12 protein-coding genes are annotated in these 16539 nt (G+C 68.8%); 3 read left to right on the forward strand and 9 right to left on the reverse strand.

Going from position 1 to position 16539, the window contains the following annotated elements:
- Position 1: 1 nt before the first annotated feature.
- Positions 2 to 490, forward strand: a complete 489-nt coding sequence (locus GVV77_RS04415) for a type II toxin-antitoxin system PemK/MazF family toxin (RefSeq protein WP_159616717.1) — start codon at positions 2 to 4, stop codon at positions 488 to 490.
- Positions 491 to 675: 185 nt separating this feature from the next.
- Entirely contained in the window at positions 676 to 936 is a 261-nt protein-coding gene (rpsT, locus tag GVV77_RS04420) for a 30S ribosomal protein S20 (RefSeq protein ID WP_159616719.1), read from the forward strand.
- Positions 937 to 1130: 194 nt separating this feature from the next.
- Here rpsT and holA read toward each other — a convergent pair whose 3' ends face one another.
- The 9 genes from holA to GVV77_RS04465 form a co-directional block, all read right to left on the reverse strand.
- Positions 1131 to 2141 (reverse strand): DNA polymerase III subunit delta, encoded by a 1011-nt coding sequence (gene holA, locus GVV77_RS04425; protein ID WP_246199634.1) that lies wholly within the window; start codon positions 2139 to 2141, stop codon positions 1131 to 1133.
- Between the two features lie 205 nt (positions 2142 to 2346).
- Positions 2347 to 3519, reverse strand: a complete 1173-nt coding sequence (locus GVV77_RS04430; protein WP_159616723.1) for a low temperature requirement protein A — start codon at positions 3517 to 3519, stop codon at positions 2347 to 2349.
- Positions 3520 to 3938: 419 nt separating this feature from the next.
- Positions 3939 to 6404, reverse strand: coding sequence for a ComEC/Rec2 family competence protein (locus GVV77_RS04435; protein WP_159616725.1), 2466 nt, complete (start codon positions 6402 to 6404; stop codon positions 3939 to 3941).
- A gap of 6 nt (positions 6405 to 6410) precedes the next feature.
- On the reverse strand, positions 6411 to 7421 hold the full coding sequence (locus GVV77_RS04440; RefSeq protein WP_159616727.1) for a ComEA family DNA-binding protein: 1011 nt from the start codon (positions 7419 to 7421) through the stop codon (positions 6411 to 6413).
- Between the two features lie 47 nt (positions 7422 to 7468).
- On the reverse strand, positions 7469 to 8350 hold the full coding sequence (locus tag GVV77_RS04445) for a DegV family protein (protein ID WP_159616729.1): 882 nt from the start codon (positions 8348 to 8350) through the stop codon (positions 7469 to 7471).
- Positions 8351 to 8352: 2 nt separating this feature from the next.
- Positions 8353 to 10851 (reverse strand): leucine--tRNA ligase, encoded by a 2499-nt coding sequence (gene leuS / locus GVV77_RS04450; RefSeq protein WP_425483336.1) that lies wholly within the window; start codon positions 10849 to 10851, stop codon positions 8353 to 8355.
- 284 nt (positions 10852 to 11135) lie between these two features.
- Entirely contained in the window at positions 11136 to 12650 is a 1515-nt protein-coding gene (glpK, locus tag GVV77_RS04455) for a glycerol kinase GlpK (RefSeq protein WP_159616731.1), read from the reverse strand.
- A gap of 68 nt (positions 12651 to 12718) precedes the next feature.
- A complete protein-coding gene (locus GVV77_RS04460) occupies positions 12719 to 13465 on the reverse strand; it encodes an MIP/aquaporin family protein (RefSeq protein WP_159616733.1) in 747 nt (248 codons plus the stop codon).
- A 132-nt stretch (positions 13466 to 13597) separates the two neighbouring features.
- Positions 13598 to 15343, reverse strand: coding sequence for a glycerol-3-phosphate dehydrogenase/oxidase (locus GVV77_RS04465; protein WP_159616735.1), 1746 nt, complete (start codon positions 15341 to 15343; stop codon positions 13598 to 13600).
- Between the two features lie 218 nt (positions 15344 to 15561).
- Between GVV77_RS04465 and GVV77_RS04470 the strand changes: the two genes are divergently transcribed.
- Entirely contained in the window at positions 15562 to 16533 is a 972-nt protein-coding gene (locus GVV77_RS04470) for a sugar-binding transcriptional regulator (protein WP_159617021.1), read from the forward strand.
- Positions 16534 to 16539: the final 6 nt, after the last annotated feature.

A 16539-nucleotide genomic window follows, 5' to 3' on the forward strand; every position in this document is an offset into this window, starting at 1 on the left:
CATGGGAATCGACGCTTCCACACTGCTCCGATGGTCCCGGGCGGCAGCGCGCCTGCTGCGGCGCGCTTCCTCCCCCACGACGCCGGCGGGCGCCTCGGGCCCTGCGGCCACGCGGCGGATTCCTACCCGCGGGCGCTTCACGTACTCGCCGCGGCCTGACGGCCGACCCGACCCGGGCGAGATCGTCTGGACCTGGGTGCCCTACGAGGAGGACCCGCGCCAGGGCAAGGACCGTCCGGTCCTGCTGATCGGGCGCGACCGGCGGCACCTTCTGGGCCTTGCACTGACGTCGCGGGACCGCAACAACGGGCGCTCCGCCGACGCACGGTACGTGGACATCGGCACGGGACCCTGGGATCCGAAGCGCCGCCCGAGCGAGGTGCGGGTGGACCGGATCCTCCGCATCGAGCCGTCGGCGATCCGGCGCAACGGTGCCGTACTTCCGAAGGCCGCATTCGACGCCGTCGTCGGGCGCATCCCGCGCACCTGACGGGGCCCGCCGGGCACCGCCCACCGCAGAGCCGGTCGAACTCTGCTAAGATAGCTAGCTGTGTGTCCGCGCAGGTCGACGGGCACTTTGGACCAATCGCCACACGGTATCCCCACGCCGCTCAGTTCATGGTTGGACCGAAATTCCCTCACGACCAGTCCGCAATACAAAGAAAGTTCTCATACGTGGCAAATATCAAGTCCCAGAAGAAGCGCATCCTCACCAGCGAAAAGGCGAGGCAGCGCAACAACTCGGTGAAGTCCGAGCTCAAGACGGCGATCCGCGCGGTAACCACCGCCCTGGATTCCTCGAACAAGGACGCCGCCGCGGCCGCACTGCAGACTGCCAGCCGCAAGCTCGACAAGGCTGTCAGCAAGGGTGTGCTGCACAAAAACAACGCAGCCAACCGCAAGTCGGCCATCTCCAAGAAGGTCAACGCGCTCTAAGCGTTCCCCAGGTTTTCACACCTGTGGCCGGTCCCTCGGGGCCGGCCACAGGTCTTTAACGGCCCTCCCCGCTGCGAGTCCGGCAGGCTGAAGGTCCTGCTCCTGCGCGGCCCCGGCCAATAACGGCCCTGGCCAGCAGCCGCCAGGGCAGGCGGGGTCCTGCCGGGAGGATGGCGCCGGGCTGTCTCCGGCGCTCAGCGGTCTCCGAGGGCGATGATGGTGACGGCGCGTTCCACCGCATAGACCGGATCCCGCGACCCGCCCTTGACCTGGGCATCGGCGTCGGCGAGGGCGCGCACGCACCGGGCGAGGGACTCGGAGGAGAACCGCTGGGCTTCCCTGCGCGCCTGATCGACCTGCCACGGCGCCATTCCGAGGGACCGGGCCAGCTGGGCGGAGGAGCCCGACGCGCCGTGGACCTTGGCGACGGCACGGACCTTCATGGCGAGGGCCGCCACCAGCGGGACGGGGTCGGCGCCCGTCGCCAGGGCATGGCGCAGCATCGACAGGGCCTGAGCCGTCCGCCCGGCGAGGGCGGCGTCGGCGACCTTGAAGCCTGTCGCCTCGACCCTGCCCCCGTAGTACTTCTCCACCGCTTCCGACGTGACGTCCCCGACCGTATCGGCGATCAGCTGGTGGCACGCCGCCGCGAGTTCCGAAAGCTGCGATCCGACGGCGGCAACCAGGGCGCGGACGGCGTCCCCGTCGATCCTGCGCCGGGCGAGCCGGAACTCCGCAGAGACGAAGTCGGCCTTGTCCGCGTCCTTCTTCAGCGGCTGGCAGTCGACGCTGACTCCGCCGCTCGCGGAAATGGCGTCAAGGAGCTTCTTGCCGCGGTTCCCGCCGCTGTGCCGCAGCACCAGCACCACGTCCGGCGCCGGATCCGCGAGGTAGGCGAGGGCATCCTGAAGGAATTCATCATTCATCGAGGCGAGTCCGGCGACCTCAATGATCTTCCAGTCCCCGAACAGCGACGGGCTCGACTGCAGCCCCAGACTGCCGGCGCCATAGGCGGCGGCATCGAGGGTGACGAGTTCGGCACCGGGCTGGGCGGTGCGCACCTGGGTGCGGATCAGTTCGGAGGCTTTCGAGGCCAGGTAGTCCTCCGGCCCGCTGAGCAGGACGACGGGCGCCGGGCGCGCCTCCCGCCAGGACACCACGGTGGGCTTCCCCGAGGGGCGGCTGCTGCTTGACTTGGTGGCCACGAAACCTTCATTCCTGCTCGAAGTGCTTACCGACCAACTGTGCCATGCCGCCGACCTCGGGCAAAGCTCCCCTGCTGGACCTTCAGCCGCAGCGCGGCCTCCTACTCGAAACAGCACGCCCACCTTCCGCATGGGCCCCGCTGATTCCTCCAGGCAGGACGGTGCTGGGGTCGTTATCGCCGACGTACCCGAAACGGCCGGGCGTCTAGTCGATGGTTGCGGAGTCCTCTCGGTTGTCCTCACTCGTGCTGCCGGTGAGCGACCGGGTGCGGTAGTCCCACACGATGACTGCCAGCAGCACGGCGTTGCTGGCCCAGTTCATGGCCAGCGGCGAGAGAGCGTTCGAGGCGGCGGAGAGGCCTGCGAGCGCGAGGATTCCGGCGATATGGGATACCAGCCACGGCCGGCCGATGGCTCGTTTGAACAGGAGGTTGCCGAGCAGATAGACGGACGATGCCGTCAAGATCAGCAGATTCGTCGGGATGTACTGATCCTCAGTCCCGATGTTGTCGCTTGGGTGAAGCAGGACGAGTTCATCGGCAACTGCGGTAAGCACGAGACCGAGGACGAGGACCACGGGAGCCCAGGTGTACGCCGATCGGGCGACCATGGCCGCGTTCCGGGAGGCGTTGATGAAGCGCCGTCCTCGGCTCTCGTCGTGGGCGAAGTACAGCAGCCACATCAGAACAGTGCTTGCGAAAGCCGAGAGGAAGGCGCTCACCTGCGTCGGATTGCCCTCGAGCTCGCCGAATGCCGTGCCCGTGACAATGATCGTTTCCCCCAGGACCACGATGATGAACAGGCCCGTGCGTTCGGCCATGTACTCCCCGGAGACGGTCCATACGGACGGCGCTGTCGATCCCAGGACCGGCATCCAGTAGCGGAAGAGGGGTGCCAGCAGGTCGATCACGATAGCCGCGGCCCAGAAGTACAGGCGTTCCTCGGATGGGGCGAGGCCGCCGAGGATCCAAAGCACGGCCGACACTGCGAACCAGATCGACGTTCGGATGTAGCTCACGCTCAGCGCCGCGTCATGGTCACGTAATGCGGCAACCATCAGCATTGCGCGACCGAGTTGGAGCCCTACATAGCCCAGCGCGAAGATCAGCCCCTGGCCTTCGTCGAATGCCTCCGGTATGGCACTGGACATCAGCAGGACGATCAGCATTGCGGCGATGAGCACCACCCGGATCAGCGATCGCTCCGGACTCAACCAGTTCAGCGACCAGGTCGTGTATACCCACACCCACCACATGGCCATCGTCAGCACCAGGGTGCGGGTGAATGTTCCGCCGTCCGGGTGGTCGATGAGCCCGTGGGCGATCTGGGTGATGGCGAAGACGAAGACGAGGTCGAAGAACAACTCGATGAATGACACCCGGTGCGCCTCAGCGTTCGATTGCGAACGTATGAGGGAGGGTCGGGAGGTGGGCGACGACATTGGGATCCTAGCGGTGGAATGGACGGGCGGGCAGTGGGCCATTCCACAGTAAAATCCGGCAGGCGAAGTGCAAAGCCTGCAGACGCCGCTCGACTCGCTTGGAGGCCCTCCTGCGAGCGGGAACTAGGGAAGCCTGACGAGATTCAGCTTGTCCGGGTTCATCATCCACATGAGCTGCGAGATGCCGTCCTCCCCGGAACCCCGTGCCGCCAACAACCACGCCCTTCACAGCGGACCTCATACCCTGCCGCAGCACTCCTAGTCCGGGCTCTACGAGGAACGGACAAGACAACTCCCTAATCCGTGACAACCCGTGGACCTGCCCGCCCTCAGCGGGGTGAACGTCGGTCGGTTACTCAGTCGGCCAGCGGCCTCACCTCCAGGCCGTCAGCACCGAGGGAGACGGTGAAGGTGCCGAGTTGGTCGGTGCGCGCCGCGTAGACGGACTGCCGGCGCAGGTCGGCCACCACCTGCGGATGCGGGTGGCCGTAGTCATTGCCCTCCCCCGACGAGATGAGCGCAAGACCGGGCCGCAGCGCCTTGACGATCGCCGTGCCCCCGTTCCGGGCACCGTGGTGCGCGACCTTCAGGATGTCCACGCCGGTCCGGGCCAGCTCCGGGTGCCCGGAGAGCAGCCGCTGCGAGGCCTCCTGCTCAATGTCGCCGGTGAACAGCACGGTCGCCCGCCGCGCAGGACCCGGGATCTCGACCAGGAGCACGGCACTGGCGTCGTTCTCGCTGCCGTACCGGGTCCCGGTCGACGGACCGGCGCGGGTATCCGCGGACGGCGGCGGCCACAGCGCTTCCCACTTCACTCCCCCGGCCTGGCCGACGTCTCCGGCGGCGATGCGCGCCGGTTCAAGCCCGGCCGCCCGGGCGAGGGAGCTGAGTCCACGGGGCAGGGTCGGTTCACCCGACGAGTAGCGCAGCTCCTTCACCTGCCGTCCCTCGAACACCCCGGCCGCTCCCCCGTAGTGGTCCTCGTGGAGGTGGGTGACCACCAGCAGGTCCACCACTGTGACCGCCAGGTCCGAGAGACACTCATCCACCGCGCCGGGATCGGGACCTGCGTCGATGACGAGGGCGCGCCCGGGCCCGGTATGAACGACGAAGGCGTCGCCCTGCCCGACGTCGCAGCCGGCCACCACCCAGCCCGTCGGATGACCCGCCCGGGGCTCGAGCAGGATCACTCCGGCGGCCCCCAGGGCACAGCCCGCCACCAGGCACAGCGCCGCCGATCCGTAACGGACGAACGCCCGGCGCGGCACAGCTGCCCGCCGCGGGCGAACCGCAGCGACGACGCCGAGCACAATCAGCAGGGACAGCACGGCCGCAAGTACGGCGCCGGGCACCCCCGGAAGCCAGGGCACCTGCGCGAAGGGCGCGCCGGTTCCCACCCGGGCAACGGTGGCCACCCACCCGGACCCCAGCTGCCCGGCCGCCAGGAGGGGTTCGGCGGCGGGCGGCCAGACGGCGATGGCGGCAACGGCGAGCATCCCTGCGATCGTCACGAACGGCACCACCGGCGCCGCGGCGAGATTGGCGGGCACCGCATAGACGGACAGGGAGGGCTGCAGCATCACCAGCAGCGGCGTGCAGGCCAGCTGCGCCGCCACCGGCACCGCGAGCAACCGGGCAGCCCAGACCGGGAGGGCCGCTGCGAACCGCGAGGCGAGGAGCGGCCCGATGAGGACCAGCCCCGCTGTGGCCGACACGGACAGCAGGAAGGCATAGGAGGAGTGCAGCCACGGGTCGGCGGCCAGGAGCACGATTACGGCCAGGAACAGCAGCGGCAGGGACATCCGGCCCCGGCCGGTCAGGACAGCAAAAATCCCGATGGCCCCCATCACCGCCGCGCGCAGCACACTCGGTTCCGGGCGGACGAGGAAGACAAAGGCGGCCAACGCGACGAGTGCGGCACCTGCGGCGGCGGGCCGGGGCAACCGGGCCGCACGCGCGGCCAGGAAGACAAAGGCCAGCACATAGGAACAGTTCGTGCCGGACACCGCGGTCAGGTGGGTCAGCCCGGTGGTCTTCATCGCCTCCCCGAGCCGGTCGTCGAGCACCGAGCGGTCACCGATGGCCATTCCCGGAAGCAGCCCTCCGTCCCCCGCTCCACGGGCGAGGGCCCGGCTGCTGAATTCGTGGCGGAGGTCCCGCGTGTAGTCCTCCGCGCCCCGGGCAGGTTCGACCACTGGTGGAGCGGCCGGAAGGAACACCGCCACCTCCCTCCCGGGCCGGTCCGGAGGGCGCAGCCTCCCCACGGAGCGCACCGTGTCGCCCCTCCCGATCCGCTTCCACTGCCCATCCCCGAACACCACGACGGGCGACGCCGCAGTGAAGGAGCGCCCGGAGGAGGAGCCGGCGGCCACGATGGCGCGAAGGACATAGCGCGCCTCCCCGTAATCGGCCCGAACGGGGGCGGCATCGCTGGACGGGCGAAGGATGACCGTGACGAAGGCCTTCGCCTGGGCTGCCTCGTCGACAGGGCCCGCAGTGAACCTCGCAAGGCTTCCGGCGGCCGCCAGCGTGACCAGGCACCCCGCGGCCAGCGGCAGGAGAAGCGGGATCAGCAGTGCCGCGGCGGCCCGCCCGCGGTATGCCACGCACAGCAGACCGAGCGTGAGGCCGGCACCGGCGAGCAGGGCTCCCCCGGCTGCGGCTTCCTCCGCGGGCAGCCGGGTCGCCAGCGCCGCGGCTGTCCATGCCGCGGCGGCGGCCGGGGCCAGGCGGAAGTCGGTCGGGGTGTCCGGTTCCCGCGGTGGAACGGTCCGGGGTCGATGCGTCGATGCCGGGTAAGGCCTGCGGTTCCGGAAGTGCACGCTTCGTCACCGCACCACCACGAGGGGCAGCATCGCCTCGAGCAGGGCGGGCCCGATCCCCGGGACCGCTTCGAGGTCCTCGGGCCGCGCAAACGGGCCGTGTTCGGTCCGCCACGCGATGATCCGCTCCGCAAGGACCGGGCCCACGCGGGGCAACGACTCAAGGGCGGGGGCATCGGCGGTGTTGAGGTTCACCATGCCGTCGGGCATCCCGGTGCCGATGGTACCGGCGCCCCCGGGCCCCGCCCCACCTGATCCACTGCCCGGCGTCCGATCACCGGTGGTCGACCCGCCGGTGCCCGCCGGTGGGCCAGGCAAAACCGCTTCGCCTTTCCGCGGCACGTGCACCTGGCCCCCGTCCACCACGACGGCGGCCAGGTTCACGGCGGCGAGGTCCGCCTCCGGTGTGGCACCCCCTGCCAGCTCGAGCACCTGAAACAGCCTCGAGCCCTGCGGAACCTCTCGCACCCCCGGCGACGCCACCGCGCCGGTCAGGTGCACGAAGACGCCGCCCGGCTCGGCCGCCTCATCCCCTTCAAGGGGCGTCCCCGCCCCGCTGCCGGCGGCAGAATCATCGTCAGATCCGGCGGTTCCGGACCCAGCACCACCGGCCGGCACCGGGCCCGGCGGCGCCGATCCCGGTGCGGAGCCGGGGGCTGCCTGCCCACCCCGCTCCAACTCATCCCCTGATCCTGGCCGTTGCCCCTCGGCCGAGAGCGGGATGGTCGCAACCGGAGGCGAAGCCTCGCTGCGGACGAAGAACAGTCCAGCGCCCAAGGTCAGCGCCAGGGCCAGGAATACCAGGGAGGCCCCACGGGCTGCGGCCCACCGGCGGGTCCGCGGAGTCGCCTCCTCGGACCCGACCTTGGTCAGACCACCCGGGCCGTGCGACGCACCGGCAGCCTCGCCGGTCATGCTGGCGTCGGTATCGACCGACTCGACCGAATCGACCGAACGGTCGGCGGGCGGCGGCAGCGGAAGAAAGGGAGCGGTGGTGGCCCAGCGGTGTCGCGGCATACGCCACCGTAGGCAGGGATTCCACGCGAAAAAGGGCCGCGCTGGCGTTATGTGGACAACGGCCCGGGGACGACGGCCACCGCCATCACGCCGAGGCCGGCATGCGCCGCCAGGACCGCCGGGCAGCGGGCCAGGGAGACCGGGGTGACGGGAAGACCGGATTCCAGCCGGGCGGCGAACCCGGCGGCCTCGTCGTCGTTCCCGAAGTGGTGCACCGTGATCTCGCTCCCGCCGGCGCGGGCGGCGGCGGCTTCCTGGACGATCTCGAGGAGCCGGTCGAGGGCTTTATCGGCCGTGCGCACCTTCTCCACGGGGACCACGCGCCCGTCCTGGATCTTCAGCAGCGCCTTGACCGAGAGGACGTTGCCCAGCCAGCTGGCCGCGGCGCTGATCCTTCCGCCGCGGCGCAGCTGGTCAAGGCTCGGCACGTAGAAATACAGCTCCGAGGTGCGGCAGACGATCGCCGCCGCGGCGGCGCTGCGCTCGAGGCTTGCACCCTGGCGCAGGGACTCCAGCGCGGCGACGGCGGCGTAGCCCTGCGGCATGCCGGCGGTGCGGCTGTCGATCACCTCGACGGGAATGCCGACGGAGGAGGCTGCCAGCCGTGCTGCATCGACCGTGCCAGACAGCGCCCCCGAAAGGTGGATGGAGATGATGCCCGAATGGCCTTCGGCCTCGAGGGTCCGATAGGCGCGCTCGAACTGGCCCGGCGACGGCCGGGACGTGCGCACCTCCGAGCCCTGCGCCAGCGCGATGGTCAAGGGCTCAACGAGGGAGTCCCCGCCGTCGCTGTAGATCTGGCCGGCGATCAGCACCGGCAGGGGAACCACAGTGACTCCCCCTGCGCGCCCCTGCCCGTCGAGCCAGCCCGGCGGGAACCCGGCCGCCGAGTCGGTCACGACCGCGGCCGGGAGTCCGTCGTTGGCCATTCTCAGCTGGGCACGATGTTGACCAGCTTGGGCGCCCGCACAATGACCGTGCGGATGCCCCTGCCGTCGAGGATCCGGGAGACGGGCTCGCTGGCAAGGGCCAGGGTCCGCAGCTCGTCCTCGGTGATGTCCGGTGACACGGTGAGCCGGTCGCGGACCTTGCCCTGGACCTGCACGACGGCGACGACTGACTCCTGGGCCAACAGGTCCTTCTCGACAGCCGGCAGGGACGCGGTCGCCACCCCGGGGGTGTGGCCCAGCCTCTCCCACAGGTCCTCGGCGGTGTACGGGGCGAACATGCCCAGCAGCACCGCGACGGTCTCGGCCGCCTCGCGGATGGCCGGGTCGCTGCCACCCGGGCCGGAGTCGATGGCCTTGCGGGTGGCATTGACCAGCTCCATCAGCCGGGCGATGACGACATTGAACTTGCTGGCGCCCATGAGCTCGGGCACGTCGGCCAGGGTGCGGTGGGTCGCCGAGCGCAGCCCCCGGTCGCCCGCAACGAAGTCGACGCCGGGCGCACTGGTGACATCCGCGCCCAGCCGCCAGGCGCGGGCCAGGAACTTGGCCGAGCCCGACGGCGACACGTCGGCCCAGTCGACGTCGTCCTCCGGCGGGGAGGCGAAGATCATGGTGAGGCGCACAGCGTCCACCCCGTACTTATCGAGCTGCTCGCCGAGGTCCACCCCGTTGCCCAGGGACTTGCTCATGGCCTTGCCGCCGTTGAGCACCTGCCCCTGGTTCAGCAGGGAGGAGAACGGCTCGGTGAAGTTCACCAGGCCCAGGTCGAAGAGCACCTTGGTGAAGAACCGGCTGTAGAGCAGGTGCAGGATGGCGTGCTCGACGCCGCCCACGTACTGGCCGACGGGCATCCACCGGTTGACGGCGTCGGTGTCGAACGGCGCGGTCTCCAGGTCCGGGGTGACGAAGCGCAGGAAGTACCAGGAGGAGTCGACGAAGGTGTCCATGGTGTCGGTATCCCGCTTGGCCGGCCCGCCGCACGACGGGCAGGCCACGTTGACCCAGTCCTCGACGGCGGCCAGCGGGGAGACGCCCCGCGGCTTCAGCTGGGACCCGTGCAAGCCCTCGGGCAGGGTGACCGGCAGCTGCTCGTCGGGCACCGGGACCTCGCCGCAGGTGGCGCAGTGGATGATGGGGATCGGGGTCCCCCAGTACCGCTGGCGCGAGAGCAGCCAGTCGCGCAGCCGGAAGTTGACCGTCCCCTCGCCGGTGCCCTGCGCTGCGAGCAGTTCGACGGCGCGCGCGATGGCCGCGGGCTTGTCCAGCCCGGTCAGCTCGCCGGAGTTGACCAGGACGCCCTCGCCGGCGGTCGCGGTGCCGGTGACCGCCGGGTCCTCGGCGCCGGTGTCGACGACGGTGCGGACCGGCAGGCCGAACGCCCGGGCGAAGTCGAGGTCGCGCTGGTCATGGGCGGGAACGGCCATGATCGCTCCGGTGCCGTAGTCGGCCAGCACGTAGTCGGCGGCCCAGACGGGCAGCTTTTCCCCGTTAAGGGGGTTGACGGCGTACCGGCCGGTGAACACGCCGGTCTTCTCGCGTTCGGTGGACTGGCGCTCGATCTCGGAGAGCTTCTTGACCTGCTCCCGGTACTCCTCGAGCGCGCCGCGGTGCTCGGCGGTGACCAGGTCGAGGGCGAGCTGGGTGTCGGCGGCGACGACGAAGAAGGTCGCCCCGTAGAGGGTGTCGGGGCGGGTGGTGAACACCGGCACGTCGTGGGCGGGCCGGTCATCGGCGCCCTCGATGGTGAAGCGCACGGTGGCGCCCTCGGAACGGCCGATCCAGTTGCGCTGCATCGCCAGCACGCGCTCGGGCCAGTGGCCCTTCAGCTGGTCCATGTCCTGCAGCAGGCGGTCGGCATAGTCGGTGATCTTGAAGTACCACTGGTTCAGGTCCTTCTTGGTGACCATCGTCCCGCAGCGGTCACAGGCCCCGTTGATGACCTGCTCGTTGGAGAGCACTGTCTGGTCCTTGGGGCACCAGTTCACCGGCGAGTTCTTCCGGTAGGCGAGGCCCTTGTTGAAGAACCGGGTGAACAGCCACTGGGTCCAGCGGTAGTACTCGGGGTCGGAGGTGTGGATCCGGCGGGACCAGTCGACGCTGATCGCGTAGCGCTTGAAGGAGTGCGCCTGCGTGTCGATGTTCGCGTAGGTCCACTCCGCCGGGTGCGCGTCGCGCTTGATGGCCGCGTTCTCGGCAGGGAGCCCGAAGGAGTCCCACCCGATCGGGTGCAGCACGTCGAAGCCCTGCAACCGGGACCAGCGGGCGGCGACGTCGCCCATGGCAAAGGCCTCCGCGTGTCCCATGTGCAGGTCGCCGGACGGGTAGGGGAACATGTCGAGCACGTACCGGCGCTCGCGTGAGCCGTCGTCGAGCGGCTTGAACAATTCCAGCTCATCCCACACCGCCGGCCATCGGGCCTCCAGAGCGGCGAAGTCGTAGGTGTTCTCGTCGGGCTGTCCCGCCTCGGAAGGTATGCTCACTGTCTTTGACCCTGTCCTGTCATTCTTCGCGATTGCCTCATCGTCATTCGTTCCCGCGTGCCGGCCGCGTCGAATTCCGGCCCGGACACACAAAAGCCCCTCGTCCAAGGAGGGGCCGCCGCACGCGAATCGCGTGCGGCTAAGGAAGAAGTCGCCGAGTTGACATGGAACAACCTTAGCGCAGAACTCCCGGGTTCCCCCGCGATTTCGCTGCAGGAGCACAGAAGCGCCCGTCCACCGGTACCGCTGGTGGGCGGGCGCCTGCGCGGCGGAGGGATCCGGCGCTAGGAAACGTCCTCGTCGACCCAGTCGAAGGTCTTCGTGACGGCCTTCTTCCAAAGGCGCAGCTGGCGCTCGCGCTCGGCGTCGTCCATGGAGGGGTTCCAGCGCTTGTCCTCGGACCAGTTGGTGGCGAGCTCGTCGGTGTCCTTCCAGAAACCGACGGCGAGCCCCGCGGCGTAGGCGGCACCGAGCGCGGTGGTCTCCGTGACCTTCGGCCGGATCACCGGGATGCCGAGGATGTCCGCCTGGAACTGCATCAGGGCGTCATTGGCGACCATGCCGCCGTCAACCCGGAGATCCTCCATGTCCACCCCGGAGTCGGCATTGGCCGCGTCGAGCACCTCGCGGGTCTGGAAGGCCGTGGCCTCCAGCGCCGCACGGGCGATGTGTCCCTTGTTCACGAAGCGGGTCAGGCCGACGATCGCGCCGCGGGCGTCCGCACGCCAGTACGGGGCGAAGAGGCCGGAGAACGCCGGGACGATGTACACGCCGCCGTTGTCGTCCACCGTCGTCGCGAGCTGCTCCACCTCGGGAGAACTCTTGATGATGCCGAGGTTGTCGCGGAGCCACTGGATGAGGGAACCGGTGACGGCGATCGACCCCTCGAGCGCGTAGACCGGCTTGGCGTCCCCAAGGCGGTAGCACACCGTCGTGAGCAGTCCGTTCTTCGAGTGGACGATCTCCTCGCCGGTGTTGACGATCATGAAGTTGCCGGTGCCGTAGGTGTTCTTCGCGCCGCCCTTGGCGAAAGCGGCCTGGCCGAAGGTCGCCGCCTGCTGGTCACCGAGGATGCCGGCCACGGGCACCTCGCGCAGCAGCTGGGACCCGTGGACCTTTCCGTAGACCTCCGAGGAGGACTTGATGGCGGGCATCATGGACAGCGGAACACCGAAGTCCGCGAGGATCGATTCGTCCCAGGAGAGCGTCTCGAGGTCCATGAACAGGGTCCGCGAGGCGTTGGTGACGTCGGTGATGTGAACGCCGCCGTCGGTGCCGCCGGTGAGGTTCCAGGTGACCCATGAGTCGGTGTTGCCGAACAGCAGATCCCCGGCCTCGGCCTTCTCGCGCGCACCCTCGACATTGTCGAGGATCCACTTGATCTTGGTGCCGGAGAAGTAGGTGGCCAGGGGCAGGCCGACCTTGGCCTTGTAGCGCTCGACGCCGCCGCTGGCCGCCAGCTCATCGACGATGTTCTGGGTGCGGGTGTCCTGCCAGACGATGGCGTTGTAGACCGCCTTGCCGGTGGTCCGATCCCACACCACGGCGGTCTCGCGCTGGTTGGTGATGCCGACGGCGGCGATGTCGTGGCGGGTCAGGTTCGCCTTGGACAGGGCACTGCCGATGACCTCACGGGTGTTGTCCCAGATTTCGGCCGGATCGTGCTCGACCCATCCCGCCTTGGGGAAGATCTGCTCGTGTTCCTTCTGCCCCGAGGAGACGATGTCCCCCTTGTGGTCGAACACGATGGCCCGGCTCGACGTCGTGCCTTGGTCGATAGCGATAACGTACTGCGACATTTCCTACTCCTTTGTTGAGATGATGTCGGTTTGTGCCCGATGCGGACGGCACCGGGCGGGCGTTGACCCTACGCCGGGAGCGCGGGGAACTCGACCAGCTGGACAACCAGGCCGGCGAGGATGCCGCCGATGATCGGGCCGACCACCGGCACCCAGGCGTAGCCCCAGTCGGAGCCACCCTTGCCCTTGATGGGGAGGATGGCGTGGGCGATGCGGGGGCCCAGGTCGCGGTTCGGGTTGATGGCGTATCCGGTGGGTCCGCCGAGGGAGGCGCCGATGCCGACGACGAGGAGCGCCACAGCCAGCGGGCCAAGCCCGGTCGGCGTCGAACCGAAGGCGATGATCACGAAGACGAGGACAAAGGTGCCGATGATTTCGGTGACGAGGTTCCATCCGTAGGAGCGGATGGCGGGACCGGTGGAGAAGACACCCAGCTTGTTGGCGGGGTCCGGCTCGTCATCGAAGTGCTGCTTGTAGGCCAGCCACGCCACGACGGCGCCGACAATGGAGCCGATCATCTGGGCGGCGAGGTACCCCAGCGCGTTGCCGAAGTTCTTGTCGACGTCCGGGGCGAAGGACCCGACGTCCCCGTTCACCCACAGGCCCACGGTGACCGCGAAGTTCAGGTGGGCGCCGGACAGGGCCGCGACGAAGACGCCGGCGAAGACAGCGAGCCCCCAGCCGAAGTTGACCATCAGGAAGCCACCGTTATTACCCTTTGTCTTTGCCAGGGCAACGTTGGCTACGACACCACAACCAAGCAAGAGCAACATCATGGTGCCGAACGCTTCGGCAACAAATACTTCAAGAGACATCTTTGACTCCTTGTGTGTATTTACTTGTGTGCAGGCGCCGCCGCCTGAGCGGCCCCCTTCCCCCGGCAACACCTGCCGTTGGATGGCCCCACCGCCCAAGGGCGGCGGGGCCGATCCCCCGCGGACCTTCCGCTAGGCGATCAAGCTTCGAACCTCGACCCGGTGCGCGTCGGCGAGGACCGCCTCGGCGTGGCGGATCTCGGCCGCCGCGGCCTCCTTGTCCCAGCCCAGCAGCGGTGCGAGCACCGCGGCCAATTCGGCCAGGAGTTCAGAAGTCACCAGACCACGGAAGGCAAGCGAGGTGCGGCGGATCAGGATGTCGATCAGATGACCGACCTGCTCGTTGCGCACCATGTACTCCACCTCCCGGGAACTTAGTTCCTTAGTGGAACTGAACACGGAATCTTCGCCCTGCGCAAGGAACTCGATCACGTCAGTGGCGCGCGCGCCGTAGCGCGTGAGCAGAACCCCGATGCGCTCCTCGTCGTAGCCGGGCCTGACCGCGGCGGCAATCCACTGCTTTTCCGCCTGTTCACCGGCAGGAAAGCCCTCGCCTCCGCCGATGGCGAGGTTGGCCGTCGACTTCCTGCGGGGGACGCCGAGCACCGCAAGGGTGTCGTTGGCCAGGTGCTCGGAGAGCGCCCGGAACGTCGTCCACTTGCCGCCCACGAGGCTCAGCGTGGTCACCTTCCGGCCGCCGCGCTGTTCTTCGCGCTTCTCGATGCGGTAGTCGCGGGAGACGAACCCGGGCGAGGTGTCATCATGGCGCGGCAGCGGCCGGACGCCGGAGAAGCTGTACACAATGTCCTCCCGGCCGACCTGAACCGCCGGGAAGACATGGTGGACCAGGTCGAAGAAGTAATCGATCTCCTCGTCGGTGGTGACCGCGGGAACGCTCATGTCGGCGTCGACGTCGGTGGTTCCGACAAGCACGCGGTCGCCCATGGGGTAAATCAGCACGATGCGCCCGTCGGTGTGCTCGAAGAAGATCTCGCGACCGTCGGTCGCCTCGAGGAGCGCCTCGGAGTCGAGGACGATGTGGGAGCCCTTGGTGCCGCCCATGAAGGAGCTTCCGGCGCCGAGGGCCGCGTTGGTGCCGTCGACCCACGCCCCGGTGGCGTTGATGACGACGTCGGCCTCGAAGGTGAAGGTGGTGCCGGTGAGTTCATCACGGAGCAGCACGCCGTCGTCGGAGGCGCCGATGGCGGTGACGTAATTCACGGCACGTGCCTCCGGGTTGGCCAGCTGGCCGTCGCGCAGGACGTCGAGGGTGAGCCGTTCGGGGTTGTGAACGGATGCGTCAAAGTAGGTGGCGGTGTACTTCACGTCGGGGCGCAGGTCCGGCATGAGGGCCAGCGACTTCTTCCGGCCGACGAACTTGTGGCGGGGAACCGAGCCGCCGTCGCGCGAGAAGGAGTCGTAGAGGCTCAGCCCGACCTTGATCAGGAAGGCGCCGCGCTCGGTGGGCTTTCCCTGCTTGTGCGTGAGGAAGCGCATCGGGGCCGCAAGGATGCCCGAGAAGGTGCTGAAGATGGGGATGGTGGTCTGCAGGGGCTTCACGTAGTGGGGCGCGACCCGCAGGAGGCGGTTGCGCTCAACGACGGATTCGCGCACCAGACGGAACTCCCCGTTCTCGAGGTACCGGATGCCGCCGTGGATCATGTGGGAGGAGGCGCCCGAAGCGCCCTGGGAGTAATCGCCACGCTCGACCAGGGCGACGTCGACGCCCTGCAGCGCGAGATCGCGGAAGGTGCCGACGCCGTTGATCCCTCCGCCGATGATGAGTACCGAGGCACGGGGACGCTCGGAAAGCTTTTTCACCTCGGTCCGCGGTTCGCTGACATTGCCGCTGGCACTGTTGCTGTCGACGGTGTTCATTAAGGCACTACTCCGTAACCGTAAGGATTCTGCTGATATGGGACTGCCTGACCCATTCTTCGAACTCTGGAAATTGCAGTCAACTAAATTGCACAAACGTGCACGACAGGGGTGAGAATAGACTGGTGCCCCACCATGAACTCCCCCGCCCGCGCCGGGCCCCGACCGAAAGGGAGGGCACCGGCCACCGGTCCAGGGACGCCCTCCGCGCGGCCCAGATGTACTACCTCCAGGACCTGACGATGGACGCCATCGCCCGGGAGCTGCGGACGTCCCGCTCCACGGTGTCCCGGCTGCTGTCCATGGCGCGCCAGACCGGCCTGGTGCAGATTTCGATCAACAACCCCGCCGAACGCGCGCCCGTCCTTGAGCAGCAGATCCGCCGCCGCTTCGGCGTCGAGGCACACGTGGTGCCCGTCGCGGACAGCGTGAGCGACTCCGAGGCACTGGAGCGCGTGGCAATCCAGGCGGCGCGCACGATCAGCCCGCTGATGGACTCCAACGCGATCATCGGCGTCGCCTGGGGCTCCACCCTCAGCGCCGTGAGCCACCACCTGACCCGCAAGGACATCCACGACAGCACGATCGTGCAGCTCAACGGGGCCGGAAACACCCAGACGACCGGCATCACCTACGCCAGTGAGATCCTGCGGCGCTTCGGCCAGGCCTACGGCGCCCGTGTTGAGCAGTTTCCCGTCCCTGCCTTCTTCGACCACGCCGACACCAAGCGGGCGATGTGGAACGAGCGCAGCGTGCGGCGCATCCTCGATCTCCAGCACCGGATGACGGTGGCGGTCTTCGGCGTCGGGTCGATCGACGCCGGGATCCCCAGCCACGTGTACAGCGGCGGGTACCTCGACGACGAGGATCTCGCCCAGCTCGCCGAGGACGAGGTGGTGGGCGATGTGGCCACCATGTTTTTTCGGGAGGACGGCAGCCACCGGGACATCCTGCTCAACCAGCGCAGCACCGGTCCCGACCTCGACCACCTCCAGGAGGTCCGGCGCCGGATCTGCGTGGTGTCCGGGGAGACGAAGATCAATGGGCTGCGGGGGGCGCTGGCCGCGGGCCTTGCAACGGACCTGATCCTCGATGAGGCCTCCGCCCGCCGGCTGGTGCAGCTCGCGGCGGACGAGCAGCCCGGCGGCGCTCCAGCGCGGCTGGCCGGCACGTCCCGCGCCGATCGGTAGAGTCGT

Source organism: Arthrobacter zhaoguopingii (genome assembly GCF_009828605.1).
Classification (GTDB): domain Bacteria; phylum Actinomycetota; class Actinomycetes; order Actinomycetales; family Micrococcaceae; genus Arthrobacter_D; species Arthrobacter_D zhaoguopingii.